The 18555-nt window shown below is 68.4% G+C and carries 16 protein-coding genes; 6 read left to right on the top strand and 10 right to left on the bottom strand.

Annotation, left to right across the window (positions count from 1 at the left end):
* Window positions 1–5: 5 nt before the first annotated feature.
* The 3 genes from AB1046_RS00480 to AB1046_RS00470 all read right to left on the bottom strand — a co-directional run bounded on the left by AB1046_RS00480 (window position 6) and on the right by AB1046_RS00470 (window position 9513).
* On the bottom strand, window positions 6–3614 hold the full coding sequence (locus AB1046_RS00480) for an RHS repeat-associated core domain-containing protein (protein ID WP_369371824.1): 3609 nt from the start codon (window positions 3612–3614) through the stop codon (window positions 6–8).
* A gap of 5 nt (window positions 3615–3619) precedes the next feature.
* Window positions 3620–6625 carry a hypothetical protein gene (locus tag AB1046_RS00475; protein ID WP_369371823.1) on the bottom strand — a complete coding sequence of 1002 codons (3006 nt, stop codon included), beginning with the start codon at window positions 6623–6625 and terminating at the stop codon, window positions 3620–3622.
* Between the two features lie 62 nt (window positions 6626–6687).
* Window positions 6688–9513, bottom strand: a complete 2826-nt coding sequence (locus tag AB1046_RS00470) for a LamG-like jellyroll fold domain-containing protein (protein WP_369371822.1) — start codon at window positions 9511–9513, stop codon at window positions 6688–6690.
* Between the two features lie 391 nt (window positions 9514–9904).
* On the opposite strand from AB1046_RS00470, the gene AB1046_RS00465 reads away from it, so the two are divergent.
* Window positions 9905–10498: an HhH-GPD-type base excision DNA repair protein gene (locus AB1046_RS00465; RefSeq protein WP_369371821.1), complete on the top strand. Its 594-nt coding sequence runs from the start codon at window positions 9905–9907 to the stop codon at window positions 10496–10498.
* Window positions 10499–10524: 26 nt separating this feature from the next.
* On the opposite strand, the gene AB1046_RS00460 is transcribed toward AB1046_RS00465, so the two are convergent.
* Window positions 10525–11871, bottom strand: a complete 1347-nt coding sequence (locus AB1046_RS00460; RefSeq protein ID WP_369371820.1) for a sugar ABC transporter substrate-binding protein — start codon at window positions 11869–11871, stop codon at window positions 10525–10527.
* A gap of 213 nt (window positions 11872–12084) precedes the next feature.
* Window positions 12085–12540, bottom strand: coding sequence for a hypothetical protein (locus AB1046_RS00455; RefSeq protein ID WP_369371819.1), 456 nt, complete (start codon window positions 12538–12540; stop codon window positions 12085–12087).
* Window positions 12541–12592: 52 nt separating this feature from the next.
* Between AB1046_RS00455 and AB1046_RS00450 the strand changes: the two genes are divergently transcribed.
* Both AB1046_RS00450 and AB1046_RS00445 read left to right on the top strand, forming a co-directional pair.
* Window positions 12593–13255: an RNA polymerase sigma factor gene (locus AB1046_RS00450; protein WP_369371818.1), complete on the top strand. Its 663-nt coding sequence runs from the start codon at window positions 12593–12595 to the stop codon at window positions 13253–13255.
* Window positions 13255–13794, top strand: a complete 540-nt coding sequence (locus AB1046_RS00445; protein WP_369371817.1) for a hypothetical protein — start codon at window positions 13255–13257, stop codon at window positions 13792–13794. The genes AB1046_RS00450 and AB1046_RS00445 overlap by 1 nt, the downstream gene beginning before the upstream one ends.
* Here the strand turns inward: AB1046_RS00445 and AB1046_RS00440 are convergent.
* A complete protein-coding gene (locus AB1046_RS00440; protein WP_369371816.1) occupies window positions 13768–14073 on the bottom strand; it encodes a hypothetical protein in 306 nt (101 codons plus the stop codon). The two genes, AB1046_RS00445 and AB1046_RS00440, sit on opposite strands and share 27 nt — an antisense overlap.
* Before the next feature lie 15 nt (window positions 14074–14088).
* Between AB1046_RS00440 and AB1046_RS00435 the strand changes: the two genes are divergently transcribed.
* The 3 genes from AB1046_RS00435 to AB1046_RS00425 all read left to right on the top strand — a co-directional run bounded on the left by AB1046_RS00435 (window position 14089) and on the right by AB1046_RS00425 (window position 15364).
* Window positions 14089–14304 (top strand): hypothetical protein, encoded by a 216-nt coding sequence (locus tag AB1046_RS00435; protein ID WP_369371815.1) that lies wholly within the window; start codon window positions 14089–14091, stop codon window positions 14302–14304.
* Window positions 14305–14381: 77 nt separating this feature from the next.
* The gene (locus tag AB1046_RS00430; protein WP_369371814.1) at window positions 14382–14762 is read left to right on the top strand and encodes a helix-turn-helix domain-containing protein; all 381 of its coding nucleotides are present in this window, start codon (window positions 14382–14384) and stop codon (window positions 14760–14762) included.
* Window positions 14759–15364: a PIN domain-containing protein gene (locus tag AB1046_RS00425; RefSeq protein ID WP_369371813.1), complete on the top strand. Its 606-nt coding sequence runs from the start codon at window positions 14759–14761 to the stop codon at window positions 15362–15364. The genes AB1046_RS00430 and AB1046_RS00425 overlap by 4 nt, the downstream gene beginning before the upstream one ends.
* A gap of 12 nt (window positions 15365–15376) precedes the next feature.
* Here AB1046_RS00425 and AB1046_RS00420 read toward each other — a convergent pair whose 3' ends face one another.
* The 4 genes from AB1046_RS00420 to AB1046_RS00405 form a co-directional block, all read right to left on the bottom strand.
* Window positions 15377–16285 (bottom strand): putative RNA methyltransferase, encoded by a 909-nt coding sequence (locus AB1046_RS00420; protein WP_369371812.1) that lies wholly within the window; start codon window positions 16283–16285, stop codon window positions 15377–15379.
* A gap of 37 nt (window positions 16286–16322) precedes the next feature.
* On the bottom strand, window positions 16323–17390 hold the full coding sequence (locus AB1046_RS00415) for a diaminopropionate ammonia-lyase (protein ID WP_369371811.1): 1068 nt from the start codon (window positions 17388–17390) through the stop codon (window positions 16323–16325).
* Window positions 17391–17431: 41 nt separating this feature from the next.
* The gene (locus tag AB1046_RS00410) at window positions 17432–17887 is read right to left on the bottom strand and encodes a DUF1772 domain-containing protein (RefSeq protein WP_369371810.1); all 456 of its coding nucleotides are present in this window, start codon (window positions 17885–17887) and stop codon (window positions 17432–17434) included.
* Between the two features lie 125 nt (window positions 17888–18012).
* Complete coding sequence (locus AB1046_RS00405) at window positions 18013–18465, bottom strand: nitroreductase/quinone reductase family protein (RefSeq protein ID WP_369371809.1); 453 nt, start codon at window positions 18463–18465, stop codon at window positions 18013–18015.
* Window positions 18466–18555: the final 90 nt, after the last annotated feature.

Genomic DNA, 18555 nt, shown 5'->3' with positions numbered 1-18555 from the left:
AACTCCTATCCACACTGAATCCGTGACAGGCACGCGGAGAATTGCTGGGGCGTCAAGTTTATGCCCGGTCGCGGAACAATCTCATAGTGCCGCGGATCTTTTCCGCGCTGAATTATGTTCAGTTCGCTGGGAACAGTCGACAAGTCGATGCGGTGAGGGACAAAGTTCTTGCTGGAAACGCTCTGCGGGTTATCGAACACCGAAACTCCGTGCGTGCTGCGCACGAATCCTGTCTCAGAGTCGACCTTAAACTCATTTGGCCGCGGAGCAAATGATGGCGACTCGCCCGGCTTCGCACCACGGAAGAAGCTAGTAGCTTCTGCGACCTCGTCACCCTTCTTAGCAAAGTTGCCACCCGGGACGACGATGCCCGCTGCCGCCCACGCGGCTCCGCCGGTGGCATCTTCATAAACTGTGCAGCCCTTCTGGATGCAGGCAAGGTAGAGGCCCAACTGGGTTGCGTCGGCGAAAGGGCTGACCCAGGCAGCTGCGCCGAGAGCCTGCTCAGTCTGCGGCGAGAATATGCCCGCCATGACGGTGTAACCAGCGGTGTGCACGGGTCGCGGGACACTGGACGCCTGGTGATAGTCATAGGTCGAGGCGACATCGCCGTAGATCGAATCGTCCGTCGGGATGTCAGGGGGACACATTGATCCGCAGCCACCTGGGCCCGACCCTCCGCCGCCAGCGCAGTTGTTGTAGTCAAAGCCGGCGCAGCTCTTACCGTCGTCGCCCTTCTGGTGGTACGGGCGAGGCTCCAGGCCGTCTGGATCGGACTGCGTGGTGGGATTGTTGTTGGCGTAGGAGTAGGCGTTCCACTGCTGTGGGTCGGTGAGGTCCATGATCGGATCCACCGTGAGGAACCTGCCCAACATCGTGTCGTACATCCGCGCCCCGACGGCAGTCAGCCCCGTAGCGTCCACTGGCTTGTCCAGGAACCCGTGGTCTCCGGTCCACTCATCCACAGCACCAGTCGTGCCGCGTTCGACGCCGAACGGATCGGTGTACTTGCGGGTGACTACGCCATAGACATTGGTGATCTGGATCTGAGCGGTGTTGTGGTGGTCGGGAACGATCGTGGAAACGTCGTCGCGGGCCATCCCGGTACGCACTGCCACGGTCTTGCCTTCGAACGCGTAGTACCGCGACGCAGTCACCTGGCTCGTGGTCTTGTCGAGCACGAGCTCTTGCCCGCCGGGCAGGTAGACCGTGGTGGTGGCCCCCTGCTCGCCGGCCTGGTGCCGGATCAGGCGCTCACCTTCGGCGGTGTAGACGTACTTGTCCCCGTCCGCGGTCTCCGCCTCGGAGACGGTCCCGTCACCGTTCTCGTCGGACGCGACACCGGCGAGCTCGCCCTCCGCGTCCCACGTCAGTGCCTGCGCGGCCTGCCCCGCCACAGTGCGTCCGGTCATGTTCCCGGAATCGTCGTACGTGAAGGACGAGATCCCGGCACCGGTACCCGTCGCTGTCACACCCGTAACCGCGTGCGGCCGGTCCACACCCGCACCCGAGGTGGGGTAGGCGTAGGTAGCCGTCGTCGACGACGCCGCGCCGCCAGCGACGGCTGGCGTCCGGGTCACAGCCCCAGTCCGGTTGCCGATCGCGTCGTAGCTGTAGGTGTTCCAATACGGCGCGCCCCCGCCCAGCGCAGTCGAGGACGTCGGCGACGCCGCACAGTCCCCGTTGGACGGCGTCCATGCCTGGGTCAGGCGACGCGCCCAGTCGTACCGGTAGCACTGCCGGTCGGCCGGCTGACCACCGTCGGCCGCAACGGGCACGTCCTTGACCGAGGTCAGATTCCCTGCGTCGTCCCAGGCATAGGTGGCCTTGACCAGCGAGTCGATGCTGCCGTCGGGCTGCTCGGTAGTCTGCACCGCGCCGACCAGGCGCCGGGTGCCGCGCTCGATGTCCAGGTAGTGCTGGTAGCTGTACTCGGAACCGAGGTCGAGGTAGTCCAGGTCACCGAACGGTGAGTGCGTGGCCGCGGCCACGTAGTACCCGTAGTTTCCTGCCCCCGACAGCGCGTCCGGGAGATTTGCCTCGCCGTAGTGGATCCGGACGTTCTCGGCGCTCAACTGTCCGGCCGCGGGGTAGTCGGTCTCGTACAGGCGACCGTCCTGCGTGTAGGTGTACCCGGTCGTGAACGAGGTGCCCGCCAGACTGCCCAACGACGCCACGTTCGGCGGCAGGGTTACCCTCTGGGCGGTGGGCTGGTAGTCGTTCGAGTAACCGGTGATCGTGCTGATGTACTCGGCGCTGCCCTCCACGCGGGTGCTGGAGGTGAGCTGCCCCTTCTGCACCGTGTCGTAGGCCCACTTGGCACGCACCGTGCCGCCGGTGCCGCCGGCCCGCTGCGTTAGCTTCCGGTCCAGGGCGTCGTAGGTGTACCCCAGGATCTGGTCGCGCGCGTCGGTCGTGGTCAGGACATTGCCCACCTCGTCATAGGTAGTCTCCGTGGTGCCCTTGTCCGGATCAGTCGTGCTGGTCTGCCGCCCACGTAGGTCGTACTCGTAGGTCCACTCGTTGCCCGCCCCGTCGGTCACCGTCTCCAGACGGTTCGCGTCGTCGTACGCGTACTTCGTGTTGTGGGAAGTGCCGGTGTGGGTAGCGCCCTCGTACTGGCGCAGCTCGACCGTGTTACCCCGGGCGTCGTTGATCGTCGTGGTCGGGATGCCACCGACCGGGGGGTTCACGTGCACGCGGTCGCCCGCGTACGTGGTGGTCGTGGTCCAGGTCGGGTCGTAGGACCCGTCGTCGTGCGGTGCGCCGTCCTCGCCGACGTAGAACGTCTCGTCCACCGCGCGTCCGGCGCCGTCGAACTGGGTGACAGTTCGGGCGGGCACAGCCATCGTCGGGATCGCGAGGGTCGTGATTGGTGCGCTGGCGTTGTACCAGCCGTCGTTCGTCTTGATCGGCAGATTGCGCGAGTCGTAGATCGTGTCGGTCAGCACCCGCCCCGGCTGGGTGTCCGACGCCGACGGCGCCTGCGTCTGGATGGTGCGCAGCAACCCGTCAAAGATCTGCGTCGACTTCACATAGGCCGACGCGTCGTAGTTGAGGGTCTCGGTGATCACGGCGTTCATGCCCGTGGTGCGCACCCAGTAGGCGTACTTCGTGTTCGGGGTCGCCGTTGCCTGCGGGCGACCCGGCTGCCAGACCTGCTTGAGCCGGCCCAGCGCGTCGTAGGTGCCGGAGGTGACCTTGTTGTTGGGGTCGGTTACCTTGACCGGGGAACCCCAGGCCGGGTCCACCTCGGTGGTGGTCTCGTGCGGCGTCAGCGCGCCACTGCCGTCCGGGTCTGGGCTCTTCACGGTAGTGCGCGCGTTGAGACCCGCCGCGTTATCCACGTAGCTCGTCTCGGTGACCCGGGACTTGGGGTCGGTGACCCGGATTGCCCGTGCGTAACCAGTCCCGACTGGCTCGTACGCTGTGGTGGTAGCCACGTACGTCGGGGTGGTCCCCTCGTAACGGTCCAGTTCCTCGACCCGTGTCACCAGGCCGCGAGACAAGGTCCCGCCGTCGTAGGTGTACTTCACGTCGGAGACCACCTGGTCCGGCGGTGCGGGGTTCTGAGCCTGGTCGCACCGCACGCTGACGACTACCTGTCGCTGCACCAGCTTCAGTTGGTAACCGTGTTGCGTGTGTAGGTCGGGGTCGTGCAAGTCTCGTCCCCGGTCGTGCTGGTGTCACCCCGGTCAGACACATTGAGCGGCATGCCGTACGCAGAATCAAGCTCCGTGTCGACCTGAGTAACCATCTGACCGCTGGCCCGCTCCGGCGCACGCGTGGTGGTCACCACAGAGCTGACGCCGGTGTGGAACGCCTTGTTGGTGCTGTCGGTCGGGTCCGTCGCGGTGGAGGGCGACCGCCATGGAGTGCTTACCTTCGATGAGACCTGAGTTGCGCCTGCGGCGTCCTGGTAGGTGATCTCCTCACGCACCATCCCGGCGTACTGGTCCAGGTCGGTTATGCCATCGACCGCCCTCGACTTGACGGTGTTGCCGGCACGGTCGTTCCGGTCACCATCCATTCCACGGAAGTATCGGTAGGCAGTCCGCAACTGCGGCGCAGCGGCATCGCCTGTGTCGCCGGTGTAGACGTCGACACGTGCGTAGCCGCGCAGCTCGCCCCAGGTGCGTTCCTTCGCCTTGACGAGCTCGTTGTCGTCGTAGTGCCACGCCGGTCCGCCCGTGTACACGAAGTCCGTGGTCACGGGCGTACCGCCGATCGCCGAGCCCGCGGACTCGGTCATCCGCTCCACCCGGTAGTGATGGAAGTAGTGTTCCTTGGCGGTCTCGACACCTGGCGGGGTATAGAAAACCGGCATGCACCGCATGGTGTTGCTCCACGGATTGGCCGGAAGGTTCGTGGGGGAACACTCTGTCTCCGAGTAGTCCAGCGTGGTGACGCCGCCGGACTCCGACAGGATCTTGTACACGCGCAGCCGGGTCATAGCAGTGGCGCCGTCGGTGCCGATGCCGTTGACCCGGTTCTGCAGCTGCTCGCTCGTGAAATCGACCACTGGCAGCGAGATGTCGTCTGCGACGTCGTTGTTGCCGCCCAGACCCGTGTGAGTGAGCTTGTCCAGCCAAACGGTCGGCATCGAGTCGCCCACCGTTGGCATCGTCTGGGTCAGACCCCACTTGTCGACACCCACCAGGGTGCCGTTCGACCGGATCTGGGTGGTGATACCCGTCATTCGGTACCGCTCGAAGAAGACCTGGCTCTGCACCTCCGGGCACGTTGTGGTGGACGTACACACCAGGTCCAGGGGCAGGTCCGGCCAGTGCGAGCCGTGTTCCACGGTCCGGTCCTCAGCCGCACAGGTGAAGGTGCTGGTCGGGATACAGCGTTCCCCGTAGGAGAACTCGACGCGGGCAGGGGCCGCGGTGGTCGAGCCGACCTTCGTGCCGTACTCGATCGCGGCCAGACGGCCACCGGTGACGTACTGCGTCGTGCTGCTGTTGTTGTTGTGGCCGTACCGGTTGAACTCACGGTTGTAGGAGTAGGTCATCGTGTTGCCGCGCTTGTCCTCGACGTGGTCGAGCATCCAACGCCAGCCCATGATGCAGCCGGATCCCGAGAACGTGGTCGCATGGCACGGCTCGCCGTCGTGGTTGCCGTACACACGCGCGTAGAACACCGAGGCTAGGACGGCGCCCGTGGCGGACGTCTTGCCCCGTCCGAAGTAGTACTTGGTGCCGTCGTCGGTAGTGACGACCCAGTGCTCTCCGTCCCGTCCGTCACCCCAGCCGCCAGTGGCACGGGTGACCCTGGTGTTGTCGTCGTTCTTCGGGCGCCATGTGTTCGTCTCACCGTCGCGCACCAGCTCGGTCGCGCTCCCGTTGAACACGAGCGTCGCGTTGTCCGTCTTCCAGCACAGGTCGCCGGAGTCGTGTGTCGCGTTGTTCGGCGGCACGTTGTTCTTGTCCTGCTGGTCCTCCGTGCACGGCACGTACTTGCGCTCCACGTACCCCGAGACGTTCGCTTCCCAGCCGTCGCCGACCTGGGAGGCCTGGGTGTTGCTGGAGGCGACCTTGCCGTCGAGAGACGCCGAGGAGTAGGCCAGCGACAGCTGCGGTGAGAGCCCACCCGGTACCGGAGGTGTGCGCATCGGGTAGGACCAGGTGAAACCACCGGTCTGCTCGGACACGTCCCACGAGGCCGACGACGACAGCGACGACGCAGCCCAGTCCCCGTTCGGCCCTTCCTCCTCAGCCATCACGGCCAGCACCGTCGGGCCTGCCGCAGCCGCGGTGTCGGTGGCTGACAGCGATGCGGTATCCGCTTCGGCGGGGACTTCGACCTCGCCGGACAGGATGATCCCGCCCGACGTCGTATCGTCGCTGCGCCGGTCGTCCAGCGCGACGCCCTCGACCGGGACTCGCGTCTGGCATTCCTCGAGCTCAGGCGTGCTCAGGGCGCATTGTGGCAGCTGCACCAGCGTCAGCCGGGAGACCAGGTCCGCGCCAGCGTCCGCGAGGAACGAGACGTCCATCCCGACCCGCACACGAGTGCTCTCGTCGGTTGCCGCAGCCGCCGTAGCGCCAGTTGCCGTTCGCGCACCCGAGGCGGCCGAATCGGCGTTATCCAGCGTGACAACACCGCCGATTGCTCCGACCTGCGACGCGACAGACCGCGGCTCGTGCTCCACTCGAACGTCGCCGCCCGCCGCCGCAGCACTGCGGGAGGCCGCCGTCTTGCCGCTGGCCGGCTCAGCCGCCACCTGCTCGATCTGGACGGGCAGCCCGCCCGCCTGGCCCTCTGCAACATCAGCCGCCTGTTCCGGCAGCGTCAGGGTGACGTCGCCCGCGGAGGGCCACTCCACCGGGTCAACGTCGACCCGGGCCTCTGCCGTGTCCTCATAGCCCGTCAGGTCTGGCGCCGCAGCGTCCGGATCGACATCGGTCGCCGGGACCGCTGCCTCCTCTGACGAGAGCGAGGGGTCCTTGAGGCCCTCGCCGTATTCGCGGCGTTCCTCCAAGGTCCAGCCCGCCCGGTCGTCACCATCCGCCAGAGCAGCGGCTGGCACCGTGCCCGATCCAGCCAGCGTGATCGCCACCGTTGCGGCCACAACACTCAGGCTTGCCCTGCTCGTCCACTTCGCCGTGCCGTACCTGCTCAAGGGAGTCTCCCGCTCGTACCCGACTGAACCTGACGTCCGGACAGCACCTGCACCCGCACCGTTCACGGCCCCACCTGCACCGAGCAGAGTCGTGCGATCTCGGCGACGGCCGCCGCATCGGTCCCCATCCCCAGCACCTGGTCCTCGTACACCCGGACCTCGTCGATCGCGCCCATGTACCGCCACATCGTGCCGTCTTCCCTGAATCCGGAGCCCAGTCGCAGCGGCCCGGACGCGTTCCAGGACGGCTTGAAACTCACCAGCTCGGATCGCTCGACCTCGTGATGGCTCTCTGGGCCGGCCGGGCAGGCGTAGGCGTAGATCTTGTCCGCCGCCGCATCGTGGACTCCGACTACGAAAGTCCACTCGTCGGCCACGACCGGCAGGTTCACACGGGCGATCGTGTTGTCCGATCCGGCCTCGTCGTTGTCATGCATCCAGAACGCCCAGCACGGTTCGGGTGTCGTCGGGCAGTCCGCTGAAGTCGACAGACCAAGATGGAAGCTCCCAACGTTCTCCCCTTCCTGCGTGACCGCGGCGGCCGAGCCAGTCACCTCGCCCGGGCGCAGGAATGCCGAGACCGAGAACGATTGGTCAACGCCGACCACGGGCTTGGACGACCTGGCTACGTCACCTGCCTCGTCGAACACGAGAGCGCCGTCGGGCACTCCGCCGGTCTCAAGGGTCGAACCTGGTGGGAACGTGCCTTCCGCTCCGTCGTAGCCCCAACCCCAGCCCACCGACGAAGTCCTGGTCAGGCCGCCCGTACCTGAACCCGCCAGGCTGTTGACCGCTACCAGCGGCGGCGCGGTCTGCCAGTTGGCGTCGTTGAACCGCCAGATACCCGTCGCGTGCGGAAAACCCACATAGAACTCGTATTGCGCCACCGCTGACGTGCGCCTCGCTACGTCGACCGAGTACACGGCGAGGTAGTTGCGCCCCGCGCGTGTGACGTCCGCCGTCAATGTCCCCGTCGACTCGCCCGGATCGACGTTCGCCCACTTCGACGGCTCAGGGGTGTTCAGACCGTAGTAGAACCCCTCCACGTCGTTGGACCCGTTGGGCGACAACGTGAATTTGATGTCCGTGCCGATACCGCCCGATACAACGCCGGTCGGATAGTTCGAGCTGGTGATCTTGGGGTCGTTCGGCTTCTCCATGTCCACGCGGAACCGACAGGAAGGCACGTCGTCCCACGAGAGGGTCCTGGTGGTCTCAGCGATCGAGTCGGTGGACTTCGCCCGCGCCTGCCAGCGGTATTCCTTGTCCTTAACCACACCACCGGTCACCGTCGCAGTGGCATCCACACCAGGTGCCACCGGGCCCCGCCAACTCGAGAGCCACACCTGCTCACCCGTCAGAGCCACCACCCGGAACTGGAGGTACACATGGGTCCCGTCCGGATCGTTGGTCCGCGCCTCCAGCGTCGGCCTGTTCGTGCGGAGCACCGGCCGGTTCTCGTCCTGGTAGCAGTGGTAGACCGGTGTCGCGCCACCCGCGTCGTTCCTGATGTCCATCGCGGCCTCCGTCGGCGCAAGCGGCGGCCGGTCATACACGATCCGCAGCGCCCCGGAGTCACCCCGGTACTGCTTCCACCACGTCATGCTCGACTCGTTCGCGGACCGCAGCCCGACCCCCAGCCACGACTGGTCCGCGTTCGCCTGGACCTTGGCTCGCGTCGTCAGGTCGAACTCCGCCCGACCGCTCGAGCATCCCGCACGGTGCGTGCCCGACCACGTGTCCTGCACTGCGTTCCAGGCCGGCTGGTTGTTCCACGTCGTCGCGTTGCTGATGCGACCCGGCGCGTATGCGTTGACCTGCCGCGAAGAGCAGTCCCAGCTGGTCGTCCCACTCACGCCGAACTCGGCACTGACGATGTCGGCGCCACCCAGCTCCGCGAGAGAAGTGCCGTTGTTCTCGAGGGTGAAGAACTCGAACAGCAACCGCTCGGTGTTCTCCACGCCCCCGCACCGGGCGTCCCAGCTCGGGTTGCAGAACCCCAAGCCCTCGGACCCCTCGTAGTTGAATGTCGCGGTGTTGGGCCAGTGGCTCTGCACCATCGCGTACCGGGCCGGGGTGTGCGCACCCATCTCCGGATCGAGGTAGTAGGGCGCGACGCTGCCCGGCGCGGTCAGCGCTGCACCGTCCGCGACGACCGTGAAGGCGTCCTCGGAGAGCTGCACGTCCATAGCGGCCACGTTGTCGCCCAGGACCGGCTGCTCAACCCGATCTGGCGCATCGTCGTCAACTGCCGCGCGAGCCAAGCCAGCCCCGGCCTGCTCTCCGCCTGCGCTGTCCCACATCAGCGCGGGCCCCGAAGTGAACCTCGGGGTCCCGTCCGACTTCACGATTTCGAACCCGCCCTCGCTCTCCTGGAGCGTCAGGCCCTCGGAGGTCTCCAGCGGGAAATCAATAGCTACCTCGCTCACCGGGTCACCTGTCCGGGCGGCCAAGGTCTCGAGCGCTGCGACGTCCTCCAGCCGCACGACCGGCGTCACCGACGTGCCCTGACCGTTCAACGAGGCGACCAATGAGATCCCCTCGCCCAGGTCGTACGTCACCCGGCCGTCTTCCACAGCGACGACTCCCGTGATCGGCAGTGACCCGGAGAACATCTGCACCTGGTCGCCCTCCGGACCGATGATCGCCAATGGCAGACCGGCGCCTGCGGTGCCACCAGGGTTCAGCCAGATCGGCTCGACGCCACCGGTGACGGCGAGCATGCCCGTAGCCGCGTCCGGGGTTGTGGCGATTTGGACGTCGACCGGTGCCCATGCGCCGTCGCCGTCGGAGTCCTGCCGTACCGCAGACACGGTGGTCTCCACCGCGACGTGGCCCGTGGCGGCCTCGACCACCGCTGTCTGCCAGGGAGTCAGCGAGTCGGTCACGGTGACGTCCGTGTCGCACTCATCGGCGAGTACCTCAGCGTCCTGGACCGATTCTGCTTCTGGGGCCGCGCAGTCTGCCTCGACCGACGACCGCAAGGCTTCAGAGCGCTCGACCGCAACTGCTGGCAGACCTACTAACGCTCCAGCTGACAAGGCCGCGCCATCGTTGCTGCCCCACGCAGGCGCTTCCTCACGCGGCTCGACGTCGCGACCTTTGCCACAGGTATCCCCATCGTCACAAGGGCGCCGACAGGATCGCGGAGCCAAGATGGCGAGAATTTACCTAGTCGAACCCCACGTCGAATCGATTCATCGCCGAATTTGTCCGTAATTCACCCGGGTGAACTCGTTCCGTATGAACGCCCAGCACGCCATCGGGCACCATGGAGACATGGCTACCGAGCTCTGGATCACCGGCGACCCCGACACGGACCGACTGCTGAGCGACGACCCGTTCGCACTCCTCGTCGGGATGCTCCTCGATCAGCAGTTCCCGATGGAACACGCCTTCGCCGGCCCCGGCAAGATCCGCGACCGCATGGGCTCGTTCGACGTGCGCGCCATCGCCGACGCCGACCCCGACGAGTTCATTACGATGGCGACGACTCCCCCGGCGATCCACCGCTACGGACGGTCCATGGCGGGCCGCGTGCTGGAGCTCGCCCACACGATCGTCGACGAGTACGACGGCGACGCCGCCAAGATCTGGACCGAGCCCGGCGCCGACGGCGGCGCGCCGACCGGTCACGAGGTACTCAAGCGCCTCAATGCCCTGCCCGGGTACGGGGAGCGTAAGGCCAAGATCTTCCTCGCCCTGCTGGGCAAGCAGCGTGACGTCCAGCCGGAGGGCTGGCGCGAGGCGGCCGGCGAGTTCGGCGAGGAGGGCTCGCACCGCTCGATCGCCGACGTGACCAGCGCCGAAGCCCTGCTGGAGGTCCGGGCCTTCAAGAAGGCCCAGAAAGCCGCGGCCAAGGCCGCCGGCTGAGGTAACCCAGCCGGCGCGCGCCCGGTCTACTCCGCGAGGATCTCTCTGCTCAGCTCGTCCATCTCGGCGAAGACGTCTTCCTCACGTTCGCCGGTGAAGTACGCCTCCATCAGGGGGCTGATGGCGGAGCCCATCTCCTGGCCGCCGACGAACACCGGCGTCTCGAAGAGGGTCCCGTCGACGAACTGCTGCGTGTACGGGGTGATGTCGATCCCCTGGTCGAGCAGCGCGGCCTTCGTCTTCTCCATCGACTGGTCGATGGACGGGAAGAAGGTGCCGTCGACACCAGCGACGTCCTGACACTCGGGCGAGCCCATGTAGGAGATCCACTTGAACGCGGCATCCGGGTGTTGAGTGCCCGCCCAGATGGAGTCGGCGTTCGAGTTGGAGAGCCCAGCCCGCTCACCGTTCTCGTTCGCGACCGAGGGGGCGATCCCCACGTCGATCGCGTCGAGAGCAAAGAAGGTCGTCGCGTACCACGACCCGCCCGAGACCATCGCGACGCTTCCTGAACCGAGCTGCTCGGCCGCGCCGAGAGTGAACTCACCCTCCTCCGGCGACAGTCCGCGCTCGGCAAGACCGCGCAGGTACTCGGCTGTCTGCACGTACCGTTCGTCCGCGTAGTTGAACGTGGTGGGGAAGCTGTCCTTGTCGCCCAGCTTCCAGCCGGTGGTCGACGCGAAGTTGGCCCAGGTGTCCTGGCCGTTGATCCCGTTGGACCCGAGGCTGTTGATCCCGTACGTCGCCACGTTGTCCTTGTCGAAGCCCGGCTCGTCGCCCCGCACCCCGTTCTCGTCGACCGTCAGGCGCGCCACGATGTGTTCGAAGGATCCGCCGTCCTCCGGGTTCCAGGTCATGTTCTGGACGTCGTCCTCGGTGAGGCCTGCGTCGGTGAGCTTCGCCTTGTCGTAGAAGAAGCCGACGGTCGCCCAGTCCTTCGGGAGCCCGTAGGTGCCGCCGTCGCTGTACTTCCAGGTGTCGACGCCGACCCCGATCTGGCTGATGTCGTAGCCCGACCCGTCGATCATGTCGTCGAGCGCGAGCAGCTGCCCCTGGTCGACGAACTCGGGGTAGTTGGAGGTGTGGTTCATGAACGTGTCCGGGGCGCTGCCGGCGACGAAGCCCGCGGTGAGCTTGGTCCAGTAGTCCTCCCAGGCGTACTGCTTGACCTCGACGTCGATGTCCGGGTTCGCCTCTTCGAACGGCTCGACGCACTTGCCCCAGGACACCGCCTGCTTCTCGTCCCAGGTCCACCACTGGATGGTTCCGGAGGCGCTGTCGCCGCCCTCTGCCCCTCCTGCGCCGCACGCGGAGAGGGCAAGCAACGTCGCCGTGCCACCGATCGCGAGAAAGCTGCGTGCTCGTGTTCTCATGCGGTTCCCGTTCGTCATCAGGCGCCGATCGACGGTGATCGTGGTCCAGACCGTAAAGCTCGCCGTCGCCCTTCGGAATGGGGAGTTCAGCGGACCGGCCTGGACGATTCGACTGGTGGCAACTCACCCGGGGCGGTCGCGAGCCGGCCCGGCGCCGGACGTTCCGACGCCGGGCCGACCACCGGACGGCCAGAAAGCTGGCTGCGTACAGGCTCAGCCGGTGACGACGAGACCTCCGGGAGCGGTGGGCGCGGGTGCGGGTGCGGGCTCGCCAGGATCAGTCGGCATCGGCGAGCGCTCCCCGGGAACCGTCGGCACGGGCGAGGGCTCCCCTGGCGCTGACGGCGCGGGCGAGGAAGCTCGCGAAGGCTCGGGCGACGGCGCGGCGTCACTCGGTGCGTCACCGCGCCCGGCGTCCCCAGGAGCAGCCTCCGCAGGAGCGGCATCCCCTGGAACCGCCGGGACGGGCGACGCCTCCGCAGGAGCCGTCGCCACGGGCGACGGGTCCTCGGGGACGGCGGCACTGGCCTGGGTGCACGCCGTGGCCAGCAGTACGACTGCCAGGGCGCTACCGGCAGCGGCGATGCCGCGTGCTGCTGCGCTCCGGGTCCGACGCCGGGGCGAGTTGGTGGTCGAGTGGACGGGAGTGTTCCATGGGTTGAGAGTCACATGGCGGTCAGTGTGCAGCGGCCCGCCGTCCATCACGGCTCCAGGGTGTGACGTGGTCCACATCGCCCGGGTGTCATGGCGGGGCCGCTGCCGGACACCGACCATTTCGCAGACCCTCGCCCAAGCCCCGTTCGCAGACCCGCGCCCAGCCCACCGCACCCGGCACCTGGAGACCACACTGTCCGCCGACACCGAGCCACGAGACCTGGCCCCGGGCCCGCTCACGCCGGCCCAGACCGAGTCGTTGTTCGCCGACCATGCGCGCGCCGTGCACCGCTACGCGCGAACCAGGCTGGACTCGTCCGCGGCCGAAGACGTCGTGGCGGAGGTGTTCGCGACCGCCTGGCGCAAGGGCGAGTTGCCCGAAGACCCACGGGCCTGGCTGCTGGCCATCGCCCGGCGGGTGCTGGCCAACCAGATCCGCGCAGAACAGCGGCGGACGGCGCTCGCGGAACGGACCATGCACCACCCCAAGGCGCCGGGCGCCGACGACGCACGGCTCGTGGACGAGCTCGACGTGCTCCACCGGGCGCTCGCGCTCCTGCGTCCCGCCGACCGCGAGGTAGTCGAGCTGCTGGCCGCGGCCGAGCTGAGCACCACGGAGGTCGCGCGCGTGCTGGGTTGCACGACGGCGTCGGCCGCCACCCGCGTGTACCGGGCACGACGCCGGCTGCGGGCCGCCTATCGCACAGTGACCGAAGGTCAGGAGACCTGATGAGGAAGAAGGAAGACGCCCTGGCTCGCGCCCGGCGGGCCCTGAGCCAGGTCGACGCCGAGCTGGACCTCGGTCGTGCGCGTGCGGAAGCAGAGGTCCGGGCCGGTCGGACGACGCGCTCGGACGCGCCGCCGGACATGGACGAAGCGTCGGCGTCCGGTGTGGAGATCCTCCGACACGGTCAGCGGCCGGCGCTCCCCCGCCGTCGGGCAGCGGTGTGGGCGCTGACCGCCACGATTGTGCTGCTCGGTGGCGCCGGGGTGGGCACCGCCCTGCTGTGGCCGGAACCGGGCACAACCGTGCCGGGGTCACAATTCCCCACCCCAGAGCCTGGACTGCCGACCAGCACGCCGGGGACCGGGTCGACCCTCGATCCGAGCGACTGCCTGTCACCACCACCGCCCTCGACGCCGAGGGCCACGCCGGAACCCTCGGAGCAGCCGAGCGACGGGGCCCTGGCACCGGATAGCTGTGTCGCCCAGCCCGGGCCGTCGCCGTCCACCCCACCGATCTCAAGCACCCGTGGCGCGGGCCGCTGAGCCCCTGAGCCCCTGAGCCCTCGCTAGCGAACGGCCTGGTCGACCAGCGCTGCCAGCGCCTTCGCCGTCTTTGTCGTCCAGCCCGGTCAGCGCGTACGACGTCGGCCACAGGCCACTCGCATCGTCGAGGTTCGCCTCCGCGCTGAACCCGAACGTGGAGTAGCGCTCCTTGTCCATCTGCCCGCTGCGAAAGAAGCACACCACCTTGCCCTTGCGGGCGTAGCCCGGCTGGCCGTAGTACAGCTTGGGCGCCAGATCGGGGGCGGCTCCGGTGACCACCGCTAGGGCCGCCGAGTGGCCGCCCTCGGCGTCGGGCCGGAATCCGTGCCGATCAAGGAGGTGGACGCCGACCGGCTCACCACCGCGATCGCCCAGGCCACGACCGACGAGGCGATGCGCGAACGAGCGGCGGACCTCGGCGCGAGGCTCCGGCAGGAGGACGGTATCGGCCGCACGGCGGAGCTGTTCACGGAGTACCTGCGCACGGCCCGGGACCGGGTGGTGCGCTGAGCATGCCCCTTGCCTCAACACCAACAGCCGCATACAGTTGGAGCATATGTTGCAGTTGGAGCAGATAGGAGTCAGTAATGAGCGACCTTCTGGCGCGTGATACGGCAGCGCTGCACCACGCCTTGGAGCAGGGCGGCGACGAGGTGAGTGTGTCTGTCTCCCGGTCAACCGCCGAGCTCTTGGCTCAGCTCATGGACGCACGCGCGCAGGGGCGCGTGGTGGTCGCTCAGAACGAGGATGAGGTCACCCCGGCTCAGGCCGCAGCGATGCTGGGAATGTCCCGACCACAGGTCCGCCGCCTGATGGACCAGGGCACGCTCGACTTCCGGAAGGTAGGCACCCACCACCGCATCCTGGTCGCGTCGGTCGAGGCATTCCGGGCCGCGGAGCGTTCGCGCCGCGGCCCGGCTCTGGCCGAGCTAGCCGACCTGCAGAACGAGCTGGGTCTGACCGAGTGAGCCGCCCCAACGCAGTAGCCCGACCTGTCCGGGTCGTCCTGGCAGACGCGAACGTGCTGTACTCGCGGGTCCTTCGTGACTACCTGCTGTACGCGGCAGACGAAGGGCTGATCTCCATCGCATGGAGCGCGGAAATCTTGGACGAGATGACCGAGCACCTGCAAGCCAACGTGGCGTCGTTCACCGCCGAGTCCAGCCAACGACTGGTCAAGGCTATGAACAACGCCTTTCCGTACGCCCAGGTCACCATCACCGCCGAGGCGCTGTCCCAGGTAGCCGAGTTCGACTTGCCCGACGAGGGTGACCGACACGTCCTGGCGGCCACGGTCGCGGCCGCCGCCCAAGTGCTGTGCACGAGCAACCTCAAGGATTTCCCAGCCCACGTGGTCGCCCACCTCGGCGCTAACGTCATGCACCCCGACCTACTCCTGTCCTGGCTAGTGCGCGAAAGGCCGGACGAGATGCGCGCCGTCCACGACACCGCCGTCGCTCGCCTGCCCGGCGCTACTGACGCGTCGACCATCGCCGCGCTACGACGAGCAGGAGCCCCCGCTGCCGCCGAACTCATGGCCCGAATTCTCAATTCGGCCGACGGCGGCTGAAGTCGTCCGCCGTCACCGCCGCTGGTAGGCCGTGGCCAGGATCGAGACCGTGACCTGGTCGGGGAGGTCGCCGTCGTCGGACAGTTCTGCCTCCGTCACGTGGCGGGCACTCGGTGTCATCAGCACCAGGTCGACGGCCTCCTGCCGTGTGAGCGGCGTCGTGTACTCGACCTCCTGCGTGCTCGCGGCCTCGAAGTACGGGTCCAGCGCGTCGTGCAGGCGCCGCTCCTTGTCCGGGTCCACGGTCACCATCTGCGTGACCTGACGGCGCAGCTCGGCCAGGTGCCCGCCGAAGGGCCGCACCACGACCAGCACGCCGCCCGGGCGCAGCACCCGGTGGAACTCGGCCGGGTTGCGCGGCGCGAACACGTCCAGCACCACGTCCACCTGTTCCGAGGCGATCGGGAACGGCCGGAACACGTCCCAGGTCGCCGCGGCGGCGCGTGGATGCACCTTGGCCGCCACGCGCAGTGCGTGCGCCGAGGTGTCCAGGCCCAGGCCGACGGCGTCCGGCAGGGCGTCGAGCACTCCGGCGAGGTAGTAGCCGGTGCCGCAGCCGACGTCGACCACCGTGGCCGGCCGCCGTCCGGCGCCGGACGCCAACCCGCCGGACGCATGGTCCGCGACGACCTCGCCGGTCGCAAGGTCCGCACCGCTCACGAGGTCCGCGACCGCCGCGCGGACAGGCTCGTAACGCCCCGCAGCCAGGAAGTCCCGCCGCGCCCGCGCCATCGGCCCGTCGTCCCCACTTGTCGCCTTTGCGCCGGTCAGCAGGCCGACGTACCCGTGCCGGGCGACGTCGAAGCTGTGGCGGCGCGGGCAGCGCAGCGCACCGTCCGCGGGTGACAGCTCCGCACCGCAGGACGGGCAGCGCAGCAGCGGCAGGATCGGGCCGAGGGCGGCGGGAAGGGACACGGGCACAGGCACACTCCTGGCGGCGACGAGGGGGCGGAACGGATCAGACGCGGTCGTCCGGGACCGGGTTGGCCGCCCGGCCCTCGGTCGACAGGAGCAGCACGACGGCGTCGGGCCCCAGGCCGATCGCCTCCCGCCAGCCCGGCTGCCCCAGCACGAGCCGGGCCGCCGCAAGCGTCGCCGCGCCGCACGGCCCGGAGTCGACGCCGAGCCGCGCCAGGTCGTCGACGGCGGTCGCCGCCTGATCGTCGGAGACGGTGACGGCGCCGTCGAGCCCGTCGCGCAGCACGGGCCAGGCGAGCGCCGAGACGGTGCCGCAGTTGAGGCCGGTCATGATCGTCTCGCCCGTCGGCACCTTGACCGGCTTGCCAGCGCGCAGGGCCGCGACCAGCCCGGCAGCCCGGTCGGGCTCGACGGCGAGCAGCGTGCCGCCGTCGGACCCCGTGCCGCCTGCCGCACCGCGGTAGTGGCTCACCACGGCCTGGGCGAACGAGCCGACGCCGACCGGGACCACCACCAGGTCGGGCGCCGTCAGGCCCAGGGCGGCCAGCTGGTCGTCGGCCTCCAAGCACAGCGTCGCGTAGCCGTCGACGATCCACTGCGGGATGTCGGTGTACCCGGCCCAGGAGGTGTCCTGCACCAGGACCGACGCCGGGTCCGCTCCGGCTTCGGTGGCGGCGCGCGCCACGACGTCGTCGTAGTCGCCCTCGACCTCTACGGTCCGGGCTCCCTCGGCCGCGATCGCCTTCTTGGCGGCCTCCGTGATGCCGGGCGGATAGTAGATCGTCGCTGCCGCGCCGATCAGGGCGGCCACGTGGGCCACGGCGCGGCCGTGGTTCCCGTCCGTCGCCGCGTACAGCCGGACGGCGGAGCCGCGCACGGCCGCGCGCAGGGTGTCCAGCTTGAGGCCGTCCAGGCCGAACCGCTCCCCCAACGTGCGCGCGATCGCATAGGAGGCGCCGAGCACCTTGAACGCCGGCAGCCCGAGCCGGCTCGACTCCTCCTTCACCAGCACCCGCCCCACGCCGAGCTCCGCCGCGAGCCGCGGCACGTCGCGTAGCGGCGTGGGCACGTATCCGGGCAGGGTGCGATGAAAGTTGATGGCGGGCATGTGGTCGATTGTCCCCGACACCCCCACCGGAGGCCGACCGATCAGAGCAGCCCGACCGCCGCGAGCGCCGTCGCCACCGCTCCCGCGAACGTGCGCAGGTGGTTCCACCTGGTCCACGGCCGCCAGTAGGCGCGCCATCCGGCGGCCTTGTCGTGCGCGGCCAGGAGCTGGTTGTTGAGGGGCACGTTCAGGGCCATCGTCACGCCGAACGTGCCGATCAGGTAGACCGCCGCGGCCGCGAGGATCCAGCCGCCGCCGTCGTATCCGGAGACGAGGCCCCAGATGCCCGTAGCGGCCGGAACGAGGAGCGCCCCGAAGAAGACACTCATGAACGCGGGCAGCAGGGCCGTCTCGTTGATCCCGGTCATCCCGGCCCCTGCGGCGTCGTCGGACGCGCGGGCGAGGCCGGGCATGATGAACGACGAGAACGCGTAGAACACACCCGCCGAGAGCCCGAGCAGCACCACCGAGATCACGGCGAAGATCGTCCAGACCATCAAAGCCTCCAGGTCAGCGCACCGTTGCGGTGAACACGGACCACTCTTCCACGAACGGGTCTGGATGTTCCAGATCTATGCCGGACGACGATCGGTCGGCCACCGGGGTCGGTCGATCGTGGCGTTCAGCGCGCCAGCAGCCTGAACGAGGGGTGCTTCGGTGCGAGGGCCGCCAGGTCGGCGTCGGGCATGTCCGCGGAGGTACCCGGCGGGAAGAACGTGCCCACCTCCCACTTCCAGCGCCGCAGGTACTCGCGCAGCACGGGCACCGCCTCGTCGGCCGGGAGCTCCTCGATGATCCACTCCTCGCGCTTCTTGCCGAGCACAGTGGTGACGCGGCCGCCGTCGGCCCGTGCGTTGCGGACCCAGTTGGTGATGCCACGCGGCGCGACCAGGTAGTCCTGCCCGTCCAGACGGAGCAGGTTCACCGGCGTGCGGCGCACCTCGCCGGTCATCCGGCCGCGCACCTCCAGCACGCGGCTGCCCATCATGCTGATGCCGATCTTGCCGAGCCCGCCGACGAACGGGTTGAAGACGTTCCGAGTGAACCAGTCCGGGCGCTGGTAGGAGGAGGTCATGGGCAGACCGTAGCGCCCGTGACACTCCGGTAACAGATCGGGCACACCGGACGCTTTCAGCCCCCGGAGTGTCGGTGTCCCGTGGAAGAC

This window comes from Promicromonospora sp. Populi (assembly GCF_041081105.1).
In the GTDB taxonomy this organism is placed as follows: Bacteria; Actinomycetota; Actinomycetes; order Actinomycetales; family Cellulomonadaceae; genus Promicromonospora.
This window is presented reverse-complemented; position numbering and strand designations above follow the sequence as displayed.

Excerpts from the sequence above, each read along its gene's own strand:
- AB1046_RS00465 (WP_369371821.1), top strand. The coding sequence starts at position 9,905 with ATGGCTACCGAGCTCTGGATCACCGGCGACCCCGACACGGACCGACTG.
- AB1046_RS00460 (WP_369371820.1), bottom strand. The coding sequence starts at position 11,871 with ATGAGAACACGAGCACGCAGCTTTCTCGCGATCGGTGGCACGGCGACG.
- AB1046_RS00445 (WP_369371817.1), top strand. The coding sequence starts at position 13,255 with ATGAGGAAGAAGGAAGACGCCCTGGCTCGCGCCCGGCGGGCCCTGAGC.
- AB1046_RS00430 (WP_369371814.1), top strand. The coding sequence starts at position 14,382 with ATGAGCGACCTTCTGGCGCGTGATACGGCAGCGCTGCACCACGCCTTG.
- AB1046_RS00415 (WP_369371811.1), bottom strand. The coding sequence starts at position 17,390 with ATGCCCGCCATCAACTTTCATCGCACCCTGCCCGGATACGTGCCCACG.
- AB1046_RS00410 (WP_369371810.1), bottom strand. The coding sequence starts at position 17,887 with ATGGTCTGGACGATCTTCGCCGTGATCTCGGTGGTGCTGCTCGGGCTC.
- AB1046_RS00405 (WP_369371809.1), bottom strand. The coding sequence starts at position 18,465 with ATGACCTCCTCCTACCAGCGCCCGGACTGGTTCACTCGGAACGTCTTC.